General features: G+C 69.1%; 24 protein-coding genes. 12 read left to right on the top strand and 12 right to left on the bottom strand.

Annotated features, from left to right (window positions below; all coding sequences use genetic code 11):
- Positions 1-31 precede the first annotated feature (31 nt).
- Both GY170_RS18030 and GY170_RS18025 read left to right on the top strand, forming a co-directional pair.
- Positions 32-559: a DUF721 domain-containing protein gene (locus GY170_RS18030; RefSeq protein ID WP_163896174.1), complete on the top strand. Its 528-nt coding sequence runs from the start codon at positions 32-34 to the stop codon at positions 557-559.
- Positions 556-1,248 (top strand): DsbA family protein, encoded by a 693-nt coding sequence (locus tag GY170_RS18025; protein WP_163896172.1) that lies wholly within the window; start codon positions 556-558, stop codon positions 1,246-1,248. The genes GY170_RS18030 and GY170_RS18025 overlap by 4 nt, the downstream gene beginning before the upstream one ends.
- 387 nt (positions 1,249-1,635) lie before the next feature.
- Here the strand turns inward: GY170_RS18025 and radC are convergent, their stop codons facing one another.
- From radC to dnaK, 4 genes are all read right to left on the bottom strand, one after another.
- Positions 1,636-2,403, bottom strand: coding sequence for a RadC family protein (gene radC, locus GY170_RS18020; protein WP_163896170.1), 768 nt, complete (start codon positions 2,401-2,403; stop codon positions 1,636-1,638).
- Positions 2,404-2,438: 35 nt separating this feature from the next.
- The gene (locus GY170_RS18015; RefSeq protein WP_163896168.1) at positions 2,439-3,056 is read right to left on the bottom strand and encodes a DedA family protein; all 618 of its coding nucleotides are present in this window, start codon (positions 3,054-3,056) and stop codon (positions 2,439-2,441) included.
- A 107-nt stretch (positions 3,057-3,163) separates the two neighbouring features.
- Entirely contained in the window at positions 3,164-4,333 is a 1,170-nt protein-coding gene (gene dnaJ, locus GY170_RS18010) for a molecular chaperone DnaJ (protein ID WP_163896167.1), read from the bottom strand.
- A 73-nt stretch (positions 4,334-4,406) separates the two neighbouring features.
- Entirely contained in the window at positions 4,407-6,326 is a 1,920-nt protein-coding gene (gene dnaK, locus GY170_RS18005; protein WP_163896165.1) for a molecular chaperone DnaK, read from the bottom strand.
- Positions 6,327-6,490: 164 nt separating this feature from the next.
- Here dnaK and GY170_RS18000 point away from each other — a divergent pair, with 164 nt between their 5' ends.
- Positions 6,491-7,096 (top strand): alpha-ketoglutarate-dependent dioxygenase AlkB family protein, encoded by a 606-nt coding sequence (locus GY170_RS18000; protein ID WP_235924250.1) that lies wholly within the window; start codon positions 6,491-6,493, stop codon positions 7,094-7,096.
- Positions 7,097-8,115: 1,019 nt separating this feature from the next.
- Here GY170_RS18000 and GY170_RS17995 read toward each other — a convergent pair.
- Both GY170_RS17995 and GY170_RS17990 read right to left on the bottom strand, forming a co-directional pair.
- Positions 8,116-8,718, bottom strand: a complete 603-nt coding sequence (locus GY170_RS17995; RefSeq protein WP_163896161.1) for an SH3 domain-containing protein — start codon at positions 8,716-8,718, stop codon at positions 8,116-8,118.
- A complete protein-coding gene (locus tag GY170_RS17990) occupies positions 8,715-9,545 on the bottom strand; it encodes an ABC transporter permease (protein ID WP_163896158.1) in 831 nt (276 codons plus the stop codon). Before GY170_RS17990 ends, GY170_RS17995 begins: the two co-directional genes overlap by 4 nt.
- A 138-nt stretch (positions 9,546-9,683) precedes the next feature.
- Between GY170_RS17990 and cysQ the strand changes: the two genes are divergently transcribed.
- The 7 genes from cysQ to GY170_RS17955 all read left to right on the top strand — a co-directional run bounded on the left by cysQ (position 9,684) and on the right by GY170_RS17955 (position 18,141).
- On the top strand, positions 9,684-10,481 hold the full coding sequence (gene cysQ / locus GY170_RS17985; RefSeq protein ID WP_163896156.1) for a 3'(2'),5'-bisphosphate nucleotidase CysQ: 798 nt from the start codon (positions 9,684-9,686) through the stop codon (positions 10,479-10,481).
- A gap of 83 nt (positions 10,482-10,564) precedes the next feature.
- Complete coding sequence (locus tag GY170_RS17980) at positions 10,565-11,758, top strand: glycosyltransferase family 2 protein (RefSeq protein ID WP_163896154.1); 1,194 nt, start codon at positions 10,565-10,567, stop codon at positions 11,756-11,758.
- A gap of 124 nt (positions 11,759-11,882) precedes the next feature.
- Complete coding sequence (gene galU / locus GY170_RS17975; RefSeq protein WP_163896152.1) at positions 11,883-12,776, top strand: UTP--glucose-1-phosphate uridylyltransferase GalU; 894 nt, start codon at positions 11,883-11,885, stop codon at positions 12,774-12,776.
- Between the two features lie 6 nt (positions 12,777-12,782).
- Complete coding sequence (locus GY170_RS17970) at positions 12,783-13,952, top strand: glycosyltransferase (protein ID WP_163896150.1); 1,170 nt, start codon at positions 12,783-12,785, stop codon at positions 13,950-13,952.
- A 43-nt stretch (positions 13,953-13,995) separates the two neighbouring features.
- On the top strand, positions 13,996-15,009 hold the full coding sequence (locus tag GY170_RS17965) for a glycosyltransferase family 2 protein (RefSeq protein ID WP_163896148.1): 1,014 nt from the start codon (positions 13,996-13,998) through the stop codon (positions 15,007-15,009).
- Positions 15,010-15,034: 25 nt separating this feature from the next.
- Positions 15,035-16,732 (top strand): DUF5927 domain-containing protein, encoded by a 1,698-nt coding sequence (locus GY170_RS17960; protein ID WP_163896146.1) that lies wholly within the window; start codon positions 15,035-15,037, stop codon positions 16,730-16,732.
- Positions 16,732-18,141 (top strand): sulfotransferase domain-containing protein, encoded by a 1,410-nt coding sequence (locus tag GY170_RS17955; protein ID WP_235924249.1) that lies wholly within the window; start codon positions 16,732-16,734, stop codon positions 18,139-18,141. Before GY170_RS17960 ends, GY170_RS17955 begins: the two co-directional genes overlap by 1 nt.
- Here GY170_RS17955 and GY170_RS17950 read toward each other — a convergent pair.
- From GY170_RS17950 to GY170_RS17925, 6 genes are all read right to left on the bottom strand, one after another.
- A complete protein-coding gene (locus GY170_RS17950) occupies positions 18,138-18,602 on the bottom strand; it encodes a PTS sugar transporter subunit IIA (RefSeq protein ID WP_163896145.1) in 465 nt (154 codons plus the stop codon). The genes GY170_RS17955 and GY170_RS17950 overlap by 4 nt on opposite strands.
- A gap of 40 nt (positions 18,603-18,642) precedes the next feature.
- Entirely contained in the window at positions 18,643-19,230 is a 588-nt protein-coding gene (hpf, locus tag GY170_RS17945; RefSeq protein ID WP_163896143.1) for a ribosome hibernation-promoting factor, HPF/YfiA family, read from the bottom strand.
- Positions 19,231-19,453: 223 nt separating this feature from the next.
- Positions 19,454-20,206, bottom strand: a complete 753-nt coding sequence (lptB, locus tag GY170_RS17940; RefSeq protein ID WP_163896141.1) for an LPS export ABC transporter ATP-binding protein — start codon at positions 20,204-20,206, stop codon at positions 19,454-19,456.
- On the bottom strand, positions 20,206-20,697 hold the full coding sequence (locus tag GY170_RS17935) for an LptA/OstA family protein (RefSeq protein WP_163896140.1): 492 nt from the start codon (positions 20,695-20,697) through the stop codon (positions 20,206-20,208). The genes lptB and GY170_RS17935 overlap by 1 nt, the downstream gene beginning before the upstream one ends.
- Before the next feature lie 7 nt (positions 20,698-20,704).
- Positions 20,705-21,358 (bottom strand): hypothetical protein, encoded by a 654-nt coding sequence (locus GY170_RS17930; protein ID WP_163896138.1) that lies wholly within the window; start codon positions 21,356-21,358, stop codon positions 20,705-20,707.
- 4 nt (positions 21,359-21,362) lie between these two features.
- Complete coding sequence (locus tag GY170_RS17925; protein WP_163896136.1) at positions 21,363-21,974, bottom strand: ribonuclease D; 612 nt, start codon at positions 21,972-21,974, stop codon at positions 21,363-21,365.
- Between the two features lie 340 nt (positions 21,975-22,314).
- Here GY170_RS17925 and GY170_RS17920 point away from each other — a divergent pair, with 340 nt between their 5' ends.
- A complete protein-coding gene (locus GY170_RS17920; protein WP_163896135.1) occupies positions 22,315-23,046 on the top strand; it encodes a GntR family transcriptional regulator in 732 nt (243 codons plus the stop codon).
- A gap of 100 nt (positions 23,047-23,146) precedes the next feature.
- The gene (gene ligM, locus GY170_RS17915; protein ID WP_163896133.1) at positions 23,147-24,556 is read left to right on the top strand and encodes a vanillate/3-O-methylgallate O-demethylase; all 1,410 of its coding nucleotides are present in this window, start codon (positions 23,147-23,149) and stop codon (positions 24,554-24,556) included.
- Positions 24,557-24,679: the final 123 nt, after the last annotated feature.

Below are 24,679 nucleotides of genomic sequence, written 5' to 3'. Positions count from 1 at the left end.
TCGCCATCGCCGGAAGTTAAGATGCCGCGACATGAGCGAAAAGCCCAGACGCCACGGCACGACCTACGGCCTGAAGAAGGTCGACGCGATCCTCGCCCCCGATATCCGGAAGGGCGCGGAGTCGCGCGGCTTTTCCGTGGCGCGCCTCGTCACCCACTGGGAGGAGGTCGCCGGCGAAAGCCTCGCCCGCCTCTGCCGCCCGGTGGAGGTGAGCTATGCCCGCGGCGGCATGGGTGCCACGCTCGTCCTGCTCGTGCAGGGCGCCAATGCCCCGGTGCTGGAGATGGAGAAGGAGCGGCTGCGCGCCCGCGTCAACGCCTGCTACGGGTGGAACGCCATCGCCCGTGTCCGCCTCACCCAGACGGCGCCGACCGGCTTCGCCGAGGGGCAGACGCCCTTCTCGCCGAAGCCGAAGCCCGCCGCGCCCGACCCCGCCGCCCGCACCAGCGCCGAAGCGCTGACCGAGGGCGTGAAAGACCCGGGCCTGCGCGCCGCCCTTGCGGCGCTCGGCTCAAACGTATTGACCAAGTCCAAACGAATATCGGGAGAGACCTCATGAACAGGCGCACCGCCATCACCCTTCTCGCCGGCACCGCTGCCGTCGGCGGCTCCTGGGCCTTCATGCAGCCCCGGCCCGGCCAGACGGACTTCGCCCTGCCCGGCGCCGCCAACGCGCAGGAGGGTGCGGCCACCGAGCTCGACACCTCCTCCATCCAGGAGATGGCGCTCGGCGAGGCCGACGCGCCGGTGACGATGATCGAGTACGGCTCCTTCACCTGCCCGCATTGCGCGGCCTTCCACGCCGACCAGTATCAGCAGCTGAAGCGCGACTACATCGACACCGGCAAGGTGAGGTTCATCTTCCGCGAAGTGTATTTCGACCGCTTCGGCCTCTGGGCCTCGATGGTCGCGCGCTGCGGGGGCGAGATGCGCTTCTTCGGCATCCACGACATGATCTACGAGACGCAGACGGACTGGATCGCCGGCGGCCGCGACCCGGCGGCCATCGCCGAGAACCTGCGCAAGATCGGCATCCAGGCCGGGCTCGACGCCGAGGAGGTCGACGCCTGCCTCTCCGACGGCACCATGGCGGAGACGCTGGTCGCCTGGTTCCAGGAGAACGCGGAGGCCGACGAGGTGCAGGCCACTCCGACGCTGATGATCCAGGGCGAGAAGTACTCGAACATGGCCTACGGCGACCTCGCCGCCGTCATCGACGAGCAGCTCGAAGAGGCCGGAGCGGAGTAACCCGCCCTCCCCGTCCGGACAGATCGAAGCGGCGCCCCATGCGGGCGCCGTTTTCGTAGGGTGCGTGCTCGCCACGCACCATCCCGCCCGAAGGATCCTCCCCGAACCCGCGGGACCCGGTAGGATGGGCTCCACGACCCCGTAGGGTGGGTTTCCAACCCACCACCCCGCCAACACCCCGCACACCACCCGCCGGCGCAGGGCGAGCGCCGGCCCGTGGGGTGGCGCACCAGCGTTCCCGTGGGTGCGCTTTATCGCGCCACCACCTCCCCGCCCCGATCTGCGCGTCAACGTCACCCGAGCGCCAGCCCGCGGGACGGGCCGGCGCTCGCCCTGCGCCTCTGGCGCGCACCGGGCGGGGAAAAGCTCAACCGTCGTCCTGCGCCCCTACAACAACCCCTCCGCCCGGAACGACAGCTCCCGCTGCCGCCCGATCACCAGATGATCGTGGATCGTCAGCCCCAGCGCCCGCGCCGCCTCCGCAATTGCGGCGGTCATCTGGATGTCGGCGTCGCTCGGTGTCGGGTCACCGGAGGGATGATTGTGCACGAGGATCAGCGCGGAGGCGTTGAGCTCCAGCGCCCGTTTGACCACCTCTCGCGGGTAGACGGGCACGTGATCCACCGTGCCCCGGGCCTGCTCTTCGTCGGCGATCAGCACGTTCTTCCGGTCGAGGAAGAGGATGCGGAACTGCTCCGTCTCACGGTGGGCCATCGTCGTGTGGCAGTAATCCAGCACCTGGTCCCAGGAGGAGATGACGGGCCGCTGCAGCACCCGGGCGCGCGCCATCCGGTGTGCCGCCGCCTCCGCCACCTTCAGCTCGCAGATCACCGCCTCGCCGACGCCCTCGACCTTCGCGAGCCGCACCGTAGGTGCGGAGAGCACGGCCCCCAGATCACCGAATCGCTCGATCAGCCGCCTCGCCAGCGGCTTCACGTCCTGCCTCGGGATCGCGCGGAAAAGCAGCAGCTCCAGCAGCTCGTAATCCGGCATCGCCGCCGCCCCGCCCTCCATGAAGCGGGCGCGGAGCCGGCGCCGGTGATCGGCCATGTAGGAGGGGACCTTGCCCTTCGGCAGCGGCTCCACCGCCGCCACCTCGTCCCCCCCGAAAGGGGCGGCAACATCCTGAAATGACAGCTGGGGCGACTCGCTCATATCCCCGAGCGTGCCATTCCATGGTTGATGATCCCTTAAGATCCCCCGGCCTTCGCCCTCCGCCTGTCGTAGGTGGCGACCTGGTAGAGGTAGAAGGCCACGATGCCGCCGATCACGACCCAGGTGACAGGGTCCAGCCAGCCGGACACGGCCTCGTAGCCCGATTCCAGCCAGTAGCCGGCCATCGCCAGCAGCGTCGTCCAGCCCACGGTGCCGACGGCGGAATAGGCGAGGAACTTCGGCAGCGGCATGTCCGTCAGCCCCGCCGGCACCGAGATCAGCGTGCGCACCGTCGGGATCAGGCGCCCGATCAGCACCGCGACCCCGCCGCGCCGCTCGAACCAGCGCTGCGCCTTGTCGAGATCCTCGGGCGTGATCCCCGTCCACCGCCCGTGCCGCTCGGAGAAGCGGCGCAGCCGCTCCTGCCCCACCTTCCGCGCCAGCCAGTACCAGAGCCATGCCCCGGCCAGCGACCCGATGGAGCCAGACAGGATGATCAGCGGCAGGCTCATGTCGCCGCGGGCGGCGTTGAAGCCGGCCAGCGGCATGATGAGCTCGGAGGGGATGGGCGGAAAGACGTTCTCGAGGAACATCAGCAGGCCGACGCCTATGGCGCCCATGGAATCGACGATTCCGGTGATCCAGTCGAACATGCGCCACCCCTCAAGGACTACTTTCAGAGAACGGCGGCAGCGCCGATGCGTTCCAGCCCCGACAAACGAAAAGGGCGCCCCGGTCGGGGCGCCCTTCTAGAACCGCGTCAGCCCTTCATCGAATCCCAGAAGCCCTTGACGGACTTGAAGAACCCCGCGCTCTGCGGGTTGTTCTCCTCGCTGAGCTTGTCGAACTCGCGCAGAAGCTCCTTCTGCCGGGCCGAAAGCTTCACCGGTGTCTCCACCGCCAGCTCGATGAACATGTCACCCGGCGGGCCGCCTCGCAGCGCCGGCATGCCCTTGGCGCGCAGGCGCATCTGGCGCCCGCTCTGCGAGCCTTCGGGGATCTTCACCCGGCTCTTGCCGCCGTCGATCGTCGGCACGTCGATCTCTCCGCCGAGCGCGGCCGTCGCCATGCTCACCGGCACGCGGCAATGCAGATGCGTGCCGTCGCGCTGGAAGAGCGCGTGCTCCTTCACATCGATGAAGATGTAGAGGTCGCCCGCCGGCCCGCCGCGCACGCCCGCCTCGCCCTCTCCGGCGAGCCGGATGCGCGTGCCCGTCTCCACCCCCGCGGGGATGTTGACGGAGAGCGAGCGGTCCTTCTCGACCCGGCCGGCACCGCCGCAATTGCGGCAGGGGTTCTTGATCGTCTGGCCGAGGCCGTTGCAGGTGGGGCAGGTGCGCTCCACCGTGAAGAAGCCCTGCTGCGCGCGCACCTTGCCGAGGCCCGAACAGGTCGGGCAGGTCTGCGGCTCGCTGCCGCCGGCGGCGCCCGAGCCGTCACAGACGTCGCAGGTGACGGAGGTCGGCACGTTCAGCGTCTTCGTCATGCCGCTGAAGGCATCCTCCAGCGTCACCCGAAGGTTGTAGCGCAGGTCATTGCCGCGCGTGGCGCGGGCGCGGGCCGCTCCGGCGCCGCGCTGCTGTCCCATGAAATCGCCGAAGAGGTCGTCGAACACATCGGAGAAGGCGGAGGCGAAGTCGCCCTGCCCCGGCCCGCCGGGCCGGAAGCCACCGCCGCCGGGCCGCGCCCCGCCACCCATGCCGCCCTCGAAGGCGGCGTGGCCGAAGCGGTCATAGGCGGCCTTCTTGTCCGGATCCTTCAGGACGTCGTAGGCCTCGTTCGCTTCCTTGAACTGGGCCTCGGCATCCGGGTTGTCGGAGTTGCGGTCGGGGTGGAGTTCCTTGGCCTTGGTCCGATAGGCCTTCTTGATCTCTTCGGGGCTGGCACCCTTGGCGATGCCCAGCACATCGTAAAAATCGCGTTTTGCCATCGTCAGTCATGTCCCCTCTGGAACGGCGGAGGCCGGCCCCGCAAGGAGGCCGGCCCGGCGCCTGGTCAGGAGGTCACTGACCCCGCTTGTCGTCCTCGCCGAGATCTTCGAAATCAGCGTCGACAATGGTGTCGTCACCTTCCTCGTCGGCGCCCTTCATCTCGGGCTCCGCATCGCCGCTGTCTTCCTGGCCGGCCTTGTAGATGGCCTCGCCAAGCCGCATCGACGCCTCGGTGACGTTGTTGATGCCGGCGCGGATCTTGTCGGCGTCGTCACCTTCCAGCTCGTCCCGCAGCGCGGCCAGCGCCAGCTCGATCGCCTCGACGGTGGAGGGATCGACCTTGTCGCCATGCTCCTCGATCGACTTCTCGGTCGAGTGGATGAGGCTCTCGGCCTGGTTCTTGGCATCGACCAGCCCGCGGCGCTTCTTGTCGGACTCGGCGTTGTCCTCCGCGTCCTTCACCATGCGCTCGATATCGTCGTCCGAGAGGCCGCCGGAGGCCTGGATGGTGATCTTCTGCTCCTTGCCCGTCCCCTTGTCCTTGGCGGAGACGTTGACGATGCCGTTGGCGTCGATGTCGAAGGTGACCTCGATCTGCGGCATGCCGCGCGGCGCCGGCGGGATGTCCTCCAGGTTGAACTGGCCGAGCATCTTGTTGTCCGCCGCCATTTCGCGCTCACCCTGGAAGACGCGGATGGTCACGGCGTTCTGGTGATCCTCGGCCGTGGAGAAGACTTGCGACTTCTTGGTCGGGATCGTCGTGTTGCGGTCGATCAGGCGGGTGAAGACACCGCCCAGCGTCTCGATGCCGAGCGACAGGGGCGTGACGTCGAGCAGCACGACGTCCTTGACGTCACCCTGCAGCACGCCGGCCTGGATAGCGGCGCCGAGGGCCACGACCTCATCGGGGTTCACGCCCTTGTGGGGCTCCTTGCCGAAGAACTTGGTCACCTCTTCGACGACCTTTGGCATGCGGGTCATACCGCCGACGAGCACGACCTCGTCGATGTCGCCCACGTTGACGCCGGCATCCTTCAGCGCGGCCTGGCACGGCTTGATCGACTTCTTGATCAGGTCGCCCACGAGGCTTTCCAGCTTGGCGCGGGTCAGCTTCATGACCATGTGCAGCGGCTGGCCGTTGGCGCCCATCGAGATGAACGGCTGGTTGATCTCGGTCTGCGTCGAGGAGGAGAGCTCGATCTTGGCCTTCTCAGCCGCCTCTTTCAGGCGCTGGAGGGCCATCTTGTCCTTCGTCAGGTCGACGGAGTGCTCTTTCTTGAACTCGTCCGCGAGGTAGTGGACGATCCGCATGTCGAAGTCTTCACCGCCGAGGAACGTGTCGCCGTTGGTGGACTTCACCTCGAAGAGGCCGTCGTCGATCTCGAGGATGGTCACGTCGAAGGTGCCGCCGCCGAGGTCGTAGACGGCGATCGTGCGGCTTTCCTTCTTGTCGAGGCCATAGGCCAGCGCGGCGGCCGTCGGCTCGTTGATGATGCGCAGTACTTCGAGCCCGGCGATCTTCCCGGCGTCTTTTGTCGCCTGGCGCTGGGCGTCGTTGAAGTAGGCGGGCACGGTGATGACGGCCTGCGTCACTTCCTCGCCGAGGTAGCTCTCGGCGGTTTCCTTCATCTTGCCGAGGATGAACGCGGAGATCTGGCTGGGCGAGTAGCGCTCGTCCCGCGCCTTGACCCAGGCGTCGCCGTTGCCGCCATCCACGATGGAATAGGGGACAAGCTTGCGGTCCTTGTCCACGGCGGCATCATCCGTCCGCCGGCCGATGAGGCGCTTGACGGCGAAGATGGTGTTGTCGGGGTTGGTGACGGCCTGCCGCTTGGCGGGCTGGCCGACGAGCCGCTCTTCTTCGGTGAAGGCGACGATGGAGGGCGTGGTCCGCGCCCCCTCGGAGTTCTCGATCACGCGCGGTTGCGAGCCATCCATGATGGCGACGCAAGAGTTCGTGGTTCCAAGGTCGATACCGATGACTTTGGCCATGTGTTCAAATCCCTATGCTTCAGGCGGTTTGAGCGGCGGGGCCCGGATGGCGGCACCCCGGCCAGGTGATGAATTGGTGACGATCCGATGACGGGTCGTTCGACCTGCAGCTATATAGGAAGGGGCAATCGGGGCTGCAACCACGGCCGATGGGGGTTTCACAAATGCAAATGATAGACCTGCGCGGCGTCGCCATCTGGCCCGGCCGTCTGGACGAGGCCGTCCAGCGCGCCCTTCTGGCCGAGCTAAGAGAGGTGGTGACCGCCGCCCCGCTCTTCCGCCCGGAGACGCGCCGGGGCCAGAAGATGAGCGTGCAGATGACCTCCGCGGGCCGCTTCGGCTGGGTCAGCGACAGGCGCGGCTACCGCTATGAGGAGCGCCACCCCGTCACCGGCGCCCCCTGGCCGCCGATCCCCCCGGCGGCGCTGGCGCTCTGGCGGGCGGTGGCCCCCGATGCGCGAGAGCCGGAGAGCTGCCTCGTCAACCTCTACCGCGAGGGCGCCCGCATGGGCCTGCACCAGGATCGCGACGAGGCGGACCTGTCGCAGCCCGTCCTCTCCATCTCCCTCGGCGACGACGCCCTCTTCCGCGTCGGCAACATCGAGCGCGGCGGCAAGACGGAGAGCCACTGGCTGAAATCCGGCGACGTCGCCCTCATCGCCGGCGACGCCCGCCTCGTCCACCACGGCGTGGACCGCGTGCGCGAGGGCTCCTCCACGTTGCTTGACGGCGGCGGCCGCATCAACGTCACGATGCGCGTGGTCACCTGAGACGGCGGGCGGGCACCTTTCGCGGCGCGGTCACCTTTCGCGGCGCGCGGTCAGCGGACGTTCGCCCGTAGGGTGGGTTTCCAACCCACCTCAAGCCGGTCACCGGAGAGGGGTCCTACATCCCCGAAATGACCCCGCGCTCACACTCCGTAGGGTGGGTTTCCAACCCACCACCCGGCCCGCCACCCCGCACTCCCGTTGCAGGCGCAGGGCGGGCGCCTGCCCGTGGGGTGGCGCCGCGACGGCCCCGCTGCACTCTTTATTCCCGCCAAACCCCTCCCCGTCCTCCGCTGAGCACCAAGCTTCACCAGAGCGCCAGCCCGCGGGACGGGCAGGCGCTCGCCCTGCGCCTTTGGCCCGCATCGGGCGGGGGCACAGCTCAGGCCGGTCGCTGGATGGGCCGCCGACAGAACCCCGAGCTCACGCCCCGTATGGTGGGTTTCCAACCCACCTCCCCCCTCGCCACCCCCCACTCCCGTTGCTGGCGCAGGGCGGGCGCCTGCCCGTGGGGTGGCGCCCCGACGGGCGAGCTGTGCACTTTATGCCAGCCAAGCCCCTCCCCGCCCTCCGCTGAGCACCAAGCCCCGCCAGAGCGCCAGCCCGCCGGGACGGGCAGGCGCTCGCCCTGCGCCTTTGGCGCGCGCCGGGCGGGGGGCACAGCTCAGGCCGGGCGCCTTCGTAAAACGAGGCCGGCGCCCAGACCCGTAGGGTGGGTTTCCAACCCACCACCCCCCTCTCCACCCGGCACTCCCGTTGCAGGCGCAGGGCGAGCGCCTGCCCGTGGGGTGGCGCCTCGACGGTCCCGCTGCACTCTTTATGCCCGCCAAGCCCCTCCCCGGCCCGAGCGAGGGACCAAGCCCCACCGGAGCGCCAGCCCGCGGGACGGGCAGGCGCTCGCCCTGCGCCTTTGGCGCGCACCGGGCGGGGGCACAGCTCAGGCCGGTCGCCGAATGGGCCGCACACCGCCGACAGAACCCCGAGCTCACGCCCCGTAGGCCGGGTTTCCAACCCACCGCCCCTCACTCCACCAGCGAGCAGCATCCCGTCCGCAGCACCGCCCCGCCTTCCGCCGTCACCAACGCGGCGGAGAGGCCGAACAGCCGGTCCGACATCCCGTCCGAGCAGCTCTCGCGAGCCACCACCAGCGCCCCCGCGCCGTCCTCGCCGAGCCATGCGAAGACCCCCGGCCGCCCCATCGGATCGGCCGGCAGGCCCGGCGCCCAGGAGACGGCCGGCTCGCCCGGCAGCGTCACCTGCCAGCCGTCGCCCGTCTCCTCAAGCCTCCAGAACGGCTCCGTCCCGAAGCACGCGGCAATCCCCGGCGGAAAGCTGTCATACTGCCCCGGTTGCCGCTCCAGGTAGGCCATCGAGGCCCAGCCGCTCCGGCCCTCCACGTTGACCCTGCCCCAGCCGCCATCCTCGCTGAGCGCCGTCACCTCCACGCTCTCCGCGCCCGGCGCCAGCTCCCCGATCACCGCGTGCTCTACCCCCGGACCTTCGCGCAGGTTCAGCACGTCGTCCGCCGCGACTCCGGCCACGTCGTAGAGCGCCGGCAGCGCCTCCTCCGTCGTCGCCCCGGCCATCCCGGCCCAGAGCGTCAGCAGCAGCGCCAGCCACCTCACCGGCCGGCCCCCCAGCTCTTCGAGGCGTGCTGGCGGGTGTAGAACTCCCCCATCATGCCGATGACGATCAGCGCCAGACTCACCTTCAACGGGTATCCCCAGGAGGTGAAATGCGGCGTGTAATTGAGGAAGATGAACCCCCTCGCCTGATCGATGATGTGGAACAGGGGGTTCCACGCGAAGAGCGCCAGCATGTAGCCGGGCAGCGTGTTGGCGACGAACATCTTGCCCGAGGCCACCATGTTCGCCCGGTTCCAGATCGTCCCGGCGACGTTGGCGAAGTTGGGCGCCCAGGGTTTGAGCGCCAGCAGCATCATCCCGATCGCCACCCCGCAGAACCACGCGAGGCCGACCATGCACAGCGCCCCGAAGGGATCGTTGATGCTGATCGGCGTGAAGAGCACGTGGTAGAAGAAGAGGATGACGAAGATCGACAGCACCTGCAGGTAGAGCGAGGCGAGCGCCGCCGCGGTGATCGTCACCGTCGTGTTGAGCGGCGCGTGCTGCATCAGCGGCGAGGTCGGCCCCTCGGCGCGGGTGACGGCGGAGACCGTCTTGATATGCACCATGAAGAGGAAGACGCCCGACATGATGTAGAGCAGGAAGTCCCCGCGGATGGCGGGGGTGAAGCTCTGCCGCATGCCGAAAAACTGGAACATCGCGTAAAAGGTGGCGATGAACAGCACGTTCTGCAGGATGTTCATGAACAGCCCGCCCAGCGCCGAGCGATGCGTCTTGCGCACGTTGCGGACGGTCGAATGATAGATCAGCTCGACGAGGTTGAAGGCACTCTCGATCGCGCTGCGCTTGCGGCCGGTCTGAAACATCTCGCTCCCTTCGGGCAGCGGCGGTCGGCAGGGGCTCTTGCGGCCTGCCGGTCATGAACAGCATAAGTGGCGCGCCCGGCACGATCAACGCGCGGCGTGGGGGACGGGTCCGGGCCGCCATCTATAGAGGAAAAGCCATTGGATTTTGACAAACTTGTGTCGGTGATGCGCCGTCTCGCCCTCGAGGCCGGGGACGCCATCATGGAGGTCTACAATTCCGACGATTTCGAGGTGAAGTCGAAGAGCGACGAGAGCCCCGTCACCGAAGCCGACGAGAAGGCCGACGCGCTCATCTCCGCCGGCCTGCGCGAGGCCTTCCCCGGCATCGCCCTCGTGACGGAGGAGCAGGCCGCCAGCCACGGGCAGGAGGTCTCCACCTTCCTCATCGTCGACCCGCTGGACGGCACCAAGGAGTTCGTGCAGCGCCGCGGCGATTTCACGGTCAACATCGCCTATGTCGAAGACGGCGTGCCGATCCGCGGCATCGTCTACGCCCCCGCCAAGAACCGCCTCTTCTACACCCGTGCCGACGGCGTCTCGGTCGAGGAGACGGGCGGCTTCGACAAGGAGGCCCCCGGCCCGGTCGGCGAGATCCACGTCTCCACCCCCGACAACGGCGCGCTGATGGTCGTCGCCTCCAAGTCCCACCGGGACCAGGCGACGGACGATTACATCGCCAAATACGCCGTGAAGGACATGACCTCCGCCGGCTCCTCCCTCAAGTTCTGCCTGATCGCGGCGGGCGAGGCGGATCTCTACCCCCGCCTCGGCCGCACGATGGAATGGGATACGGCCGCGGCCGATGCCGTCCTGCGCGGCGCCGGCGGGCAGATGGTGCGCTTCGAGGATCACGCGCCCTTCACCTACGGCAAACCCGGCTTCGCCAACCCCTTCTTCATCGCCTACGCCCCGGGCGTGGAGCTGAAAGAGGCCTGAGATGACGTCGGGCGCAAAGCTCCGCGCCCGGCCCATGGCCGAATCGTGGCCATCCCCCCGATTCGCCCGGGCGCGCCTCTAGGATGCGCACCAGCGTCATCGTCGTCAGCCACGGGCGCTCTCAGGCGCTCGCCCGGGCGCTGACGGCACTCGAGCAGCTGACGACGCCGGAGTTCGAGCTGGTCGTGGTCGCCGACGGGCCGGGAATCGCCGCCGCCGGCCGCGCCGGTCGGATCAAGGCGATCCGCTTCGACGAGGCCAACATCTCCGCCGCCCGCAACCTCGGGCTGGCGGCGGCGGCGGGCGAGGCGGTCGCCTTCCTCGATGACGACGCGGTCCCCCTGCCCGACTGGCTGGACAGGCTCGTGGCGCCCCTCTCCGCCGGCGCCGCGGCCTCCACCGGCTACGTCATCGGCCGCAACGGCTTCACCTTCCAGCACCGGGCCCGCCGCATACGGGCGGATGCGACTCACCTGCCGCTGCCGGATGCCCCCGGCCTCTACCCGCCCGAGGACGGCGCCCCGGTGAAGACCGAGGGCACCAACATGGCCTTCCGCCGCGCGGCCCTCGCCGCCATCGGCGGCTTCGATCCGGCCTATCGTTTCTACCTCGACGAGGCGGACGTGAACCTGCGCCTCATGGCGCCCACCGCCGTGGTGCCCGAGGCCATCGTCCACCATGGCTTCATGGCCTCCGCCCGCCGCCGGGACGATCGCGTGCCGCTCGACCTCACGGAGATCGGCGCCTCCCTCGTCGTCTTCCTGCGCCGCCACGGGGCCGACGAGGCGACCATGGCGCGCCGCATCTTCGACCAGCTGGCCGAGGAGCAATCCCGCATCTTCCGCCACCTGCGCGCGCGCCGCATCTCCCGCCGCAAGGCGCGGGAGATCGTGCAGGGATTCGTCGCCGGCACCGATGCCGGCAAGGCGTGCCCCCTGCCTCCGCTCGCCCCGCTCACCGAGGTGCCGCCCCCCTGGCTACCCTTCCATCCCGCCTGCACAGGCGCCACGCGGCGCTTTTCCGGGCGGCCCTGGTCGCTCCCGGCGCTCCGAAAAGAGGCAGCTGCCGCCGTGGCAGGCGGTCACCGGGCGGAGCTCTTTGTCTTTTCTCCGAGCACGCTCTATCATCGCCTGAGTTTCACGGGGGCCGGTGTTTGGGAGCAGCGCGGCGGCCTCTGGGGTAAGGCAGGGCGGAATGACCCGCTCGTGCAGGTTGCCACGTTCGCCACTCGCCTGAGGCGAGAATCCGCGAAAGCTCCACTTCGGGCTGCTGACTGATGAGCAATTGTCTTTTTGGGGCCATGAAACTGCCCGATATAAAGGGCGTTCGCTTGTTAGGCGTTAATAAAACGTTAGGATCCGGCGCCATTGCTGTTGCGCCACGGACAGAAAGGACTTCTCGATGACCAAACGTGTCACCAAGGCAATTTTCCCGGTCGCTGGCCTTGGGACCCGGTTTCTTCCGGCCACGAAGGCGGTGCCGAAAGAAATCATGACTCTCGTCGACCGCCCCCTGATTCAATATGCAATTGACGAAGCCCGCGCAGCCGGGATCGAGGAATTCATTTTCGTCACCTCGCGCGGCAAATCCGCGCTCGAAGATTATTTCGACCACGCCCCCGAGCTGGAGGCGAAGCTGGAGCGCGACGGCAAGGACAAGCTGCTCGAAGTGCTCAAGACGACCTACATGGAATCCGGCGCCATCGCCTACATCCGCCAGCACAAGGCGCTCGGCCTCGGCCATGCCGTCTGGTGCGCCAAGCGGCTGGTGGGCGACGAGCCCTTTGCCGTCATCCTCCCCGATGACGTGATCGCCGCCGAGAAGCCCTGCCTCAAGCAGATGGTCGAGGCGCATCAGGAGACGGGCGGCTGCATGGTCGCCGCGATGGAGGTGCCGGAGGACAAGGCGAGCTCCTACGGCCTTCTCGATGTCGAGAAGAACGAGGGCGCCACGATGCGCGTGAAAGGCATGGTGGAGAAGCCGCCGATCGAGGAGGCGCCGTCCAACCTCGCCGTCATCGGGCGCTACATCCTGACCCCGCAGGTCATGGAATCGCTGACGCACACCAAGCCGGGCGCCGGCGGCGAGCTGCAGCTCACCGATGCCATCGCCGCGCAGATGGACACGCCCGAGGGCGTCCATGGCTTCCGCTTCCAGGGCCAGCGCTTCGACTGCGGCTCCAAGGCGGGCTTCCTGCAGGCGACCGTCGCCTTCGGCCTCGCCCGCGAGGAGCTGCGCGACGAGTTCTCCGCCTACCTGCAGGACATGGTGCCGCTTCCCCGCGCCGCCGAGTAACGGGCCATGCCCTCCGCCCGGCTCCTCGATGTCAGCCGGCTGGTCTCACGGGCCGGCCGGGTGCTCACCGGGGTCGACCGGGTGGAGGCGGCCTACCTTCGGGCGCTGCTCGCGGCGCCCGAACCGCTCTTCGGGCTGGTCCGGACGCCCCTCGGCTACCTCCTGCTGGACGAGGCCGGGCTGCGCGCCAGCCTGCCCGCTCTTGTCGCGGGCGCCGACTGGGGCCGTGCCGGCCCGCTTGCCCGCCTGACCCGCCCCGGCGCGCCGGAGCGGGCGGCGGCAGAGGCGACGCTCCGCCGCCGCGCCATCGCCCGCGCGCCCCATGCCCGCCTCGCCAGCCTCCTCACGCGCCGCCTGCCCCATGGCACGGCCTGCCTGCTGGTCGGGCACACCGGCCTGACGGAGGAGGCGCTGTCGGCGATGAAGTCCGTCCCCGGCGCCATCGTCACCGCCTTCATCCACGACACGATCCCGCTGGATCACCCGGAATACTGCCGCCCCGGCACCGCCCAGCGCTTCACCGAGATGCTGGCGGCCACCGCCGCTCATGCCGATCTCATCCTCACCTCCACCGGCGCCGCCGCCACCTCCATCCGCCGCCGCCTGCCGGTGCCGCTGCCCGTCCGCGGCGTGCCGCTCGGTGTCGATCTGGCGCCGCCGGAGCCGCTGCCGGACGGCCTCTCCCCCACCGCGCCCTACTTCATCGCCATCGGCACGCTGGAGCCTCGCAAGAACCTCGGCCTCCTCCTCGATGTCTGGGAGGAGCTGGCCGAGCGCCCGCAGCTCTACCTCTGCGGCACGCGCGGCTGGGAGAACCCCGTCTTCTTCGCCCGGCTCGACGAGGCCCCGGCGGAGGTGATCGAGCGCCCCGGCCTCACCGACGGCCAGCTCGCCACCCTCCTCTCCGGTGCACGTGCCCTCCTGATGCCCTCTCTGGCGGAGGGCTTCGGCCTGCCGGCGCATGAGGCGCTGGCGCGAGGCGTACCCGTGGTGGCGCTCGACCTGCCCGTCTGGCGCGAGTCGCTCGGCGACAGACCCGTTTACCTGCGCGAATCGGATGCCTATCAATGGCGGGCGAGCGTCAGCGCGCTGGCCGCCGACGCGGGCGGCGGGGCGCCGCCATACGAGCCGCCGGACTGGGCGTCGCACTTCAAGGTCGTCTTAAGCATGACCTGATAGGCGCGGCCCCGCCCGAAGGCGGGCAGATGAGGGTTGGGCCTTGGGGTTCAGGCAGGCATACCGGCTGAGGCTGCGCCGCAAGCGCTGGCGCCTGCGCGCCCTCCGCAAACGCCGGGAGCTGACCTCCGTCGTCGACCGCACGGGGGCCATTCGCCGCTCCGACCTCCTCGTCTGCTCCACCTTCCGGAACGAGAACCTGCGACTGCCGCATTTCCTCGATTACTACCGGCAGATGGGCATCGGCCATTTCATCATGGTCGACAACGGCTCCACCGATGGCGGGCTGGAGTACCTCTCCGAGCAGCCCGACGTCTCGCTCTGGACGACCGGCGCCAGCTACAAGCGCGCCCGCTTCGGGATGGACTGGCTCAACTGGCTGCTCATGCGCCACGGCCCCGGCCACTGGTGCCTGACGGTGGACCCCGACGAGCTCTTCGTCTTCCCCTTTTGCGACACGCGCCCCCTCCGTGCGCTGACCGACTGGCTGGATGCCGGCTCGATCAAGAGCCTCTCCGCCATGCTGCTTGACATGTACCCCAAGGGCGGCGAGAGCGCCCGCCCCTACCAGCGCGGCGATGACCCGCTTCAGATCGCCTGCTGGTTCGACAGCGGCAATTACACGATCGAGCGCAACCACAAGCTCGGCAACCTGTGGATCCAGGGAGGCCCCCGCGCCCGCACCTTCTTCCCGGAAGAGCCGTACCACGCCCCGGCGCTCAACAAGATCCCGCTGGTGAAGTGGGACCGCTCCTGCATCTACGACAATTCCACGCACGCGCTGCTGCCCCGCGGGCTCAATGCCGTCTTCGACGAGTGGGGCGGCGAGAAGGCCTCCGGCCTGCTCCTGCACACCAAGTTTCTCGGCACCTTCGCGGCCAAGGCGGCGGAGGAGATGGCGCGCGGCCAGCACTACGCCGCCAGCCGCGAATACCGCGCCTACGCCACCGGCGGCGAGACGGCGGAGCCGGACCTGTGGTGCCCGTGGAGCGAGACCTACATCAACTGGCGCCAGCTGGAGATTCTCGGCCTCATGTCCAAGGGCAACTGGGCGTGAGGGCCCCGCTCGCGAGGCCACCGCGATGAGGCTGGGCGTCATCATGCTCGTCCACACGGCGCTCCACCGCGCCGAGGCGGTCATCCGCCGGTGGACGGCGGCCGACTGCCCCGTCGTCGTCCATGTCGACAAGGCCACCCCCCGCGAGGAGGTGGAGCGCTTCACCGCCGCTCTGGCCGACCTCGGCGAGATGGTCAGCTTCGCCCGCCGCCACCGCTGCGAATGGGGCACCTGGGGGCTGGTCGCCGCCACGCAGGACGCCGCCGAGCAGATGCTGCTGAAGCACCGCGACGTCGGCCATGTCTACCTCGCCTCCGGCTCCTGCCTGCCCCTCCGGCCCGTCGAGGAGCTGAAGGCCTACCTCGCCGCCCGGCCGGAGGCGGACTTCATCGAAAGCGCCACCACCGCCGACGTCCCCTGGACGGTCGGAGGCCTCTCCGATGAACGCTTCACCCTGCGCTTCCCCTTCTCGTGGAAGCGCCGCCGCAAGCTCTTCGACGGTTACGTCAATTTCCAGCGCCGCATCGGCTTCCGCCGCCGCATCCCCGCCGGCATCGTACCGCACATGGGCAGCCAGTGGTGGTGCCTCTCCCGGCGCACCCTCTCCGCCATCCTGACGGACCCGCTGCGCCTGGTGCATGACCGCTACTTCCGCCGCGTGTGGATCCCGGACGAGAGCTACTTCCAGACGCTGGTGCGCCTCTATTCCACCAACGTCGAAAGCCGGTCGCTGACCCTCTCGAAGTTCGATTTCCAGGGCAAACCGCACATCTTCTACGACGATCACCTTGAGCTGCTCCGCCGCTCCGACTGCTTCGTCGCCCGCAAGATCTGGCCCCATGCGGATCTGCTCTACGAGACCTTCCTCGGCCCCCTGCCGGCGAAGGAGGCGGAGCCGAACCCCGGCAAGATCGACCGTGTCTTCGCCAAGGCCGTCGAGCGCCGCACGCGCGGGCGGCCCGGGCTCTACATGCAGTCCCGCTTCCCCAACGCGGGGTGGGAGAATGGCGTCACCAGCGCCCGCTACTGCGTCTTCGAGGGCCTCGATGAGCTCTTCGAGGATTTCGCCCCGTGGCTCGCCCGCCTCTCCGGCGCCAAGGTGCATGGCCACCTCTTCGCGCCCGAGGGGGCGGAGTTCGAGGGCGGGCAGGCGCATGTCGCCGGCGCCCTCTCCGCCGCGCCGGGGCTGCGGGATCGCAACCCGCGCATGTTCCTGACGAACCTCATCTGGAACGCCCGGGGCGAGCGGCAGTGCTTCTCCTTCGGCCCGGCGGACAACCAGGCGATCAGCTGGGATATCGCGAAGGACCCGAGCGCCGACATCTCCGTCGTCTCCGGCGCCTGGGCCGTCTCGCTCTTCCGCTCCGGCGCGCCGTTCGAGGTGATCCGCGCCCGGGCCGCGCGCCTGCAGAAGCTTGAGGCGGACCACATCGCCGCCCTCCGCTCCCCCTACGCCAAGGCGGCCGTGAAGGTCTGGACGATGGCGGAGTTCGTGGAGGCCCCGATGGAGGTGCTCCAGCACGCGGCGGAGGCGGCGGCGCCGCAGGCAGGCACCGGCCGGCTGACAGAGGTGCCCAAGATGGCCGATCTCGCCGGCTTCGGCCGCTTCCTGCAGCAGCTCAAGAACGAGGGGATGCACCCGCACCTGATGGGCGACTATCCCGTCGACCCGGCCCCCCTCGGCAAGCGGCGCAGCGTCCGCAAGCCCTATCTGGTGCGCTGATGGCGTTCGAGGCCTTCGTCGTCTTTGCCGAGATGCGCACCGGCTCCAACTTCCTTGAATCGAACCTCAACGCCCTGCCCGGCGTCACCTGCCACGGCGAGGCCTTCAACACCTGGCTGATCGGCGATCATTCCCGCAGCGAGATCCTCGGCATCACCCAGGCGGCGCGGGACGAGAACCCCATGCGCCTCGTCCATGCCATCCGCCGCGCCGAGGGGCTCAACGGCTTTCGCTACTTCCACAACCACGACCCCCGCGTCCTGTCCCCGGTGCTGGCCGACAAGCGCATCGGCAAGGTCATCCTCACCCGCAACCCGGTGGAGGCCTTCGTCTCCCGCCAGACGGCCAAGGCCACCGGCTACTGGCGGGCGCTGGATGCCGAAGGCACGCAGGTCCGCGCGAAGATCACCTTCGATCCCGAGTGGTTCGCCCGCTACACGGAAGGTCTGCTGGCCTTCCAGCGGCAGCTCTCCCACGCCCTGCAGACGACGGGGCAGGCGGCCTACTGGCTCGACTACGAGGATCTCTTCGATCTCGACGTGCTCAACGGCCTCGCCGCCTTCCTCGGCACCGAGTCGCGGCTGGAGGGCTTCGACCAGACGCTGAAGAAGCAGAACCCCGAACCCCTGTCCGAGCGGGTGGAGAATTTCGCGGAGATGCAGGCGGCGCTCGCGGGGTGGGACAGGTTCGACCTCTCCCGCCTGCCGAATTTCGAGCCCCGCCGCGGCCCCGCCGTCCCCAGCTGGCTGGCCGCGTCCGGCGCGCCGCTGCTCTACCTGCCCATCGCCGGCGGCCCGGTCCCGGCCCTCCGCCGCTGGCTGCGTGACCTCGGCGATGTCCCGCCACAGAAGGGCTTCACCGCCCGCACCCTCAAGGAGTGGCTCGCGGCGAATCCCGGCCGGCGCAGCTTCACCGTGCTGCGCCACCCGCTCGCCCGCGCGCACGCCACCTATTGCGAGCGCATCGCCCCCGGCGGCCCCGCCGCCCATGACGAGCTGCGCCGTGTCCTCTCCCGGGAATACGGCTTCGATGCCGGGGCCGACCCGGCGGACGAGGCCGCCCACCGCGCCAACCTCCTCAGCTTCCTGCGGTTCGTGCGCGCCAACCTCGGCGGCCAGACCGCCCAGCGCATCGACCCGGCCTGGGCGGGCCAGGCGACCACGCTGCAGGGCTTCTCCGCCTGGGCCATGCCGGATCTGGTGCTGCGCGAGGAGGATCTGCCGGTGGACCTGCCCCGCCTCGCCGCCCATACCGGCCGCTCCAGCCCGCCGCTGGCGGAGACGGATCCGCACGCCCCCCGCCTCGCCGCCATCCTCGACGACGAGCTGCAGGAGGCGGCGCGGGCCGCCTACCTTCGCGATTACGAGCTTCTGGGGTTCGGCGAGCTGCGGCCGCCCACCACGCCTTAGGCGGCCTGGTGGGCGTGCGTCTCAGTCAGGATGGCGTAAAGCGTCGCCGGGTCGGTGTTGGCCCGGAGCTTGGCGCAGGTGCTGCCATTGCGCAGCGTCCGTGAGACGAGCGCCAGCGCCTTGAGGTGATCCACCCCCGGCGCGTCGGGGGCGATGAGCGCGAAGACGAGGTCCACCGGCTGGCGATCCACCGCGTCGAAGTCGAGCGGCTTCTCCAGCCGCAGGAACAACCCCACGACATGGTCGAGCTGGCGCAGCCGCGCATGCGGCAGCGCCACGCCATTGCCAAAGCCGGTCGGCCCCAGCCCCTCGCGATCGAGCAGCGCTTCCGTCACCTCTGCCGCCGGCAGCCCGTGACAGGCCGACGCCGACTCCCCGAGGTCGTGAAACAGCCGTTTCTTGCTCGAGACCGCGCTGACAACGCGCACGGCCTCGGGCCTTAGAATCTGGGTAAGATCCATTCCACCGTCCAAATTGGCAGGCCGGGCGCTTCTTTATGCCTCAGCTCGTGACTTTCGGGTCGATCCAGCCAATGTTCCCGTCGTCGCGCTTGTGCACGACATTGATCTGCCCGTGTTTCTCATTGCGGAATACCAGAACGCTCGCGTGGGACAGCTCCATCTGCATCACGGCCTCACCGACCGAGAGAGAAGGAACCTGCGTCTCCATCTCGGCGACGATTACCGGCGCCCAGCCGTTTGCGTCTGTCTCACCCGCCTCGTCTTCGTCATCTTCTGACGGGGCGAGGATATAGGAGCCTGCCGCCATAAGTTCAACAGGCGTGACCCGCTCCTTGTGATGATCCTTCAACCTGCGCTTGTAGCGGCGCAGCTGCTTGTCCATCTTTTCGTTCGCGGCGTCGAAGGCGGCATAAATTTCCGCCGCCGCCCCCTTGGCGGACACATTCAAACCCGTCGACAGATGCACCACGGCCTCACAGGTGTACTCGTGGCCCGATTTCGAGAAGACCACGTTCGCATCGGTGGGCCGCCCGGGATACTTTCCCACGGTCTCGTCGATCCGGGTCGACACGTGCGACTGCAGGGATTCGCCGATGTCGATTTGCTTGCCGCTGATCTGGTAGCGCATCGTCACTCCTTACCATTGCCCGGGCGCGAGACCGGCCGCGCTCCATGGCGCGTCGGCGGGTCGTTCGGCCGGTCGGGGGGATGATGGGGCCCGATCCGACCCCGGGGCAGCGCCGCCATGGCGCCGCTCACCCTGCCTGGTCTGATGGATCGGGAGCGTCATCAACCTCCATTCTGCCCGTATCGGGCGAGGTCTTGTCAAGCTCGGCATCCGCGGAGCGCCCTCAACCGACACGGAAGGTTTGCCCGAGGTAAACGCGGCGCACATTCTCGTCTCGCACCACCTCGTCCGCCGTGCCGCTCATCAGGACCCGCCCGTCGTGGAGGATGTAGGCACGATCCACGATCTCCAGCGTCTCGCGCACGTTGTGATCGGTGATCAGCACGCCGAGGCCCCGCGACTTCAGCTGGGTCACCAGCTCGCGGATCTCGCCGACGGCGATCGGGTCCACCCCCGCGAAGGGCTCGTCGAGCAGCACGTAGGAGGGGTTCGCGGCGAGGCAGCGGGCGATCTCCACCCGCCGCCGCTCCCCGCCGGAGAGGGCCAGCGCCGGCGTGCGGCGCAGGTGCTCGATGGAAAACTCGGTCAGCAGCTCCTCCAGCCGCTCGCGGCGGGCGTGGGGATCGTGCTCGGCGATCTCGAGGATCGCCATGATGTTCTTCTCGACGGAGAGGCCGCGGAATATGCTCATCTCCTGCGGCAGGTAGCCGATCCCCAGCTTGGCGCGGCGATACATCGGCAGGGCGGAGACATCCCGCCCGTCGAGGATCACCTGCCCGCCCTCCGGCAGCACCAGCCCGGCGATGGCGTAGAAGCAGGTGGTCTTGCCCGAGCCGTTGGGCCCCAGCAGCGCCGCCACCTCGCCCCGCTGCAATTCCAGCGAGACATCGCGGATCACCGGGCGCTTGCGGTAGCTCTTGCGCAGGCTGACGACACGCAGCCCCGCCTCGCCCTCGGTGACCGTCAGGCGAGACATCACTCGCCGCCGCCGGGTGTCTGCCCCAGCACGGTGCGCACCTGCCCCTCCATCCGGGCGGTGCCGGCGCCAAGGTCGATCACCGCGCGCTCGGCGCCGATGGCGCTCTGCCCCTGCTGGAGCAGCACGTCCCCGGTGAGGGTGAGCAGCTGGGAGCCGATGTCATACTCCGCCGCCTGCGCCTCCGCCGCCTCGGTGGGCGTGGCGAAGGTGACACCGCCGGACAGGTCGAGCCGGGTGATGTCCCCGGTCTCGTCGCTGTAATTCACCCTCACCTCGCCGGCGGAGATGCGCATCTCCCCCTGCCCGACGACGACGTTGCCGGAGAAGACGGCCGTCCCGTCCTCCTGGCTGATCTCGAGGCTGTCGGCGGTCACCTCCACCTGCGCGGAGGGGTCTACGTCGATCTGGCCGAGGTCGAAGCTCGATTGCGCGGCGGCAGGGCCGGCAAGCGCGAGGCACAGGATGGCGGCAAGGCGGGTGGATCTCATGGCGGGGCTACTCCTCCTCGGGCGCGGCGGTCTGCGGCGCGGGGTCTGCGGGCGCCGCCGCATCATCCGGGGGGTCATATAGCAGCCGCACCCCTTCAGAGAAGATCAGTTTGCCGGCATCCGTTCCGCCATAGGCCATCCTGCCCGCCTCCAGCTCTCCGAACGGCGCCCGCACCGCCAGCCGCCCGGTCGATTCGACGCGGCCGGAGGCGAGGTCCGCCGTCACCCCCTCCGTCTCCATCGCGTAGCCATTGGTGGTGACGAGCCGGGCGAGGCCCCGCAGCTCGGCGCTGTTGCCCGGCACGTCCAGCGTCCCGGCGCCGGCGGAGATGCGCATGCCGGTGCCGTCCGCCGCGTCGATCTGGGCGCGCGGGCGCAGGATGGCGAAGCGCTCCTCCCCGTCGGGGCTGATCTCCTCCGCCGCGATGGCGATGGCCGAGCCGTCGGTGGCCACGCCGGCGTAGGAGGGGTTGGCCAGCCGCTGCTCGCGCGCGATCTCTTCCAGCTCGGCGACGGGCACGGAGACCGGCTCCTCCCTCCGGGTGAAGAGAAAGAGCGTCGAGAGCAGGCCGAGCGCGATCAGTGGCAGGACGATCTTCGACCACGAGACGAAGACGGAATAGGGGTTGTCCGCCGCCGGCCGTATGGGGCGGCGCGCCACGGCCCTAGTGGGCGAAGATGTCGGTGTCGGGCCAGCCGGCGAGGTCGAGCTTCGCCCGCGTGGGCAGGAAGTCGAACGCCGCCTGCGCCAGCTCCGTCCGCCCCTCGCGGGCGAGCATCCTGTCCAGCTCCGCCTTCAGGCGGTGCAGGTGGAGGACGTCGGAGGCCGCGTAATCGAGCTGCGCCTCCGTCAGCTCCGGCGCGCCCCAGTCGCTCTGCTGCTGGTGCTTGGAGATGTCGACGCCCAGCATCTCCTGCAGCAGCACCTTCAGCCCGTGCCGGTCGGTGAAGGTCCTCACCAGCTTGCTGGCGATCTTCGTGCAGTAGACGGGCGCCGCGAGGGCGCCGAAGGCATGTTCCATCACCGCGATGTCGAAGCGGCCGAAATGGAAGAGCTTCAGCACCGCCGGATCCTCCAGCAGGCGACTGAGGTTCGGCGCCTCGCTCTGGCCGGGGGCGACCTGTATCAGATGGCACTCCCCGTCGCCGCCCGACATCTGGATCAGGCAGAGCCGGTCGCGATGCGGGATGAGGCCCATGGTCTCGCAATCGATGGCCACGACAGGGCCGAGGTCCAGCCCGTCCGGCAGGTCACGCTGGTAGAGATGGTTGGCCATGGGGCGCCTCCTTGCTTGCGCGCGGATGTAAGGGGCGGTGGGGGCGCTGTCCACTCCGGCGGGGCGGGGAGGAGAGGGCAGGAGCGGGGGCCAGCCCCCGCACCCCCGGGATATTTCGAGAAAAGCGAGGAGGGGCGGGGGCGCCGGTTTCGCGGTGCACGCCCGGTGCACGCGCTGTGCACGGCCTGTGCGGGCGCCGCGGGAGGCCCGGCCCCGGCCGGAGGCGGCCCCCGGCCGTGCTGGGACGGTGGCGTAAGGAGGGCGCCGGAAGAGCACGGCGGCGAGGGCTTGCCGGACGCGGCGGGGGCGGTAATGTATACATTCAGGCGGAGGGGGAGCGATGGCGCCGCGGGCGAAGGACAATCAGGAGGGGCGGGCGCTGCTGACGCTGCGCGAGCGCATCCTCGGCGGCGTGCTGCCGGGGGGCACCCGGCTCTTCGAGGTGCCGCTGGCGGAGGAGATGCGCATCTCCCGCACCCCCCTCCGCGCCGCCATGTCCCGCCTCGCCGAGGAGGGGCTGCTGGAGCGGGCGCGCGGCGGCGGCTTTCTCGTCCGCGCCTTCACGGTGGCCGACGTGATCGACGCCATCGAGCTGCGCGGCGTGCTGGAGGGGACGGCGGCGCGGCTGGCGGCGGAGCGGGGCGTGCCGGAGGCGCGGCTGGCCGAGATGCGGGCGCTGCTGGAGACGCTCGAGGGCTGCTTCGGCGCCGGCCGCGCCGTCGCCTTCGAGCGCTACGCGGGGCTCAACGGCGCCTTTCACGACGCGCTCCAGCACCTGCCGGGCAGCGAGATCATCGCGCGCGAGCTGCAGCGCACCAAGACGCTGCCCTTCGCCTCGCCCTCCGCCTTCCTGCCCGACGAGGCGGCCCACGCCGCCTTCGAGCATTCGCTCTTCTATGCCCAGGCGCAGCACCGGGCGCTGGTGGAGGCGATCTCGGCGCGGGAGGGCGCGCGGGCGGAGGCCATCGCCCGCGAACATGCCCGCCTCGCGCGGCGCAACCTCGATCACCTGATCCGCACCAAGGCCCCGGGCGCCCCCATCTCCCCCGCCCTCGCGCTCGTCATCGACTGACGGGCGCTGCGGCGCGGCGAGAAAGCGCTCTTGCCACAGGGCCGGAATCAGGCCAGCAATGACGGCGAATGTATACATTTATCCTTGGGAGGAGGAATCCATGGCCGCCACATCGCTGCAAGACGTGATCGACAAAGCCGGCAACCCCGTCGACGTGCTGCGCAACAGCAAGATCGGCATGTATGTCTACCCGGTCGTTGCCCCCGAGTTCGTCAACTGGCGCGACGAGCAACGGGCCTGGCGCGACAGCGCGGTGCTCTTCGACCAGTCGCACCACATGGACGAGTTGATCGTCGAGGGGCCGCAGGCGACGGAGTTCCTCTCCTACCACGGCATCAACTCGTTCTCGAACTTCGATCTCAACCGCGCCAAGCACTTCGTGCCCGTGACGCCGGCCGGCAACGTCATCGGCGACCACATCATCTTCCGCGAGCACGAGCAGAAGTACATCCTCGTCGGCCGCGCGCCGACCTCCAACTGGCTGCAGTTCTGCGCCGCCTACGGCAAGTGGAACGTGCGCATCAAGCACGACCCCCGCTCCCCCAGCCGGCCCGAGGGCGAGCGCGTGCTGCGCACCCATTACCGCTACCAGATCCAGGGCCCCGACGCGCCGAAGATCTTCGAGAAGATGAACGGCGGGCCGATCCCCGACATCAAGTTCTTCCACGTCGACTGGATCAACGTGGGCGGCAAGAAGGTGCAGGCGCTGCGTCACGGCATGTCCGGCGCGCCGGGCCTGGAGATCTGGGGCCCCTATGCCGACAAGCATTACGTGCACAGTGCGATCATGCAGGCGGCGAAGGATGCCGGCGTCGATCTGGTGCAGTGCGGCAGCCGCGCCTACTCGACCAACACGCTGGAATCGGGCTGGATCCCGAGCCCGCTGCCGGCGATCTACACCGGCGACGGCATGCTGGAAGAGTATCGCCAGTGGCTGGGCGCCGATGCCTACGAGGCCGGCGGCGCCATCGGTGGCTCCTTCGTCTCCGACAATATCGAAGACTACTACGTGAACCCCTTCGAGCTCGGCTACGACTTCTACATCGGCTGGAAGAAGGACGACTTCATCGGCAAGGACGCGCTGAAGAAGATCAAGGAGGAGGGCCCGAAGCGCAAGAAGGTCACCTTCGAGTGGAACCGCGACGACGTGCTGAAGGTCATCGCCTCCGCCTTCGAGCAGGGCACGCCCTACAAGTGGATCGACTTCCCGCAGCCGAACTACGCCTCGACCAGCGCCGACATGGTGCTCAACGAGGCGGGCGACATGGTCGGCATGTCCATGTTCAACGGCTACAGCTTCAACGAGCGCTGCGTGCTCTCGCTCGGCGTCGTGGGCATGGATGTGCAGGAGGGCGACGTGCTGACGATGAAGTGGGGTGAGCCGGAGAAGACCGGCAAGACCTCCACCGAAGAGCACAAGCAGACGGACATCCGCGTGCGGGTCTCGCCGACGCCCTACTCGGCCGAAGCGCGGACGAACTACGCCGACAGCTGGCGCAGCCGCAAGTGAGCCGTTTCACTTAAGCCAGTGTCCGGGGCGAGGGCAGATCATTGCTTTCGCCCCGGAATGCCTCATGATGAGGCGACCCCGCAGCTTGGAGGAGGTGCGGGCGAGACATACAGGGAGGAATGC

The sequence above is a fragment of the Pseudoroseicyclus tamaricis genome (assembly GCF_012070395.1).
Classification (GTDB): domain Bacteria; phylum Pseudomonadota; class Alphaproteobacteria; order Rhodobacterales; family Rhodobacteraceae; genus Pseudoroseicyclus_A; species Pseudoroseicyclus_A tamaricis.
The sequence above is the reverse complement of the archived record's forward strand: the minus strand, read 5'-3'. Positions and strand labels throughout refer to the sequence as shown.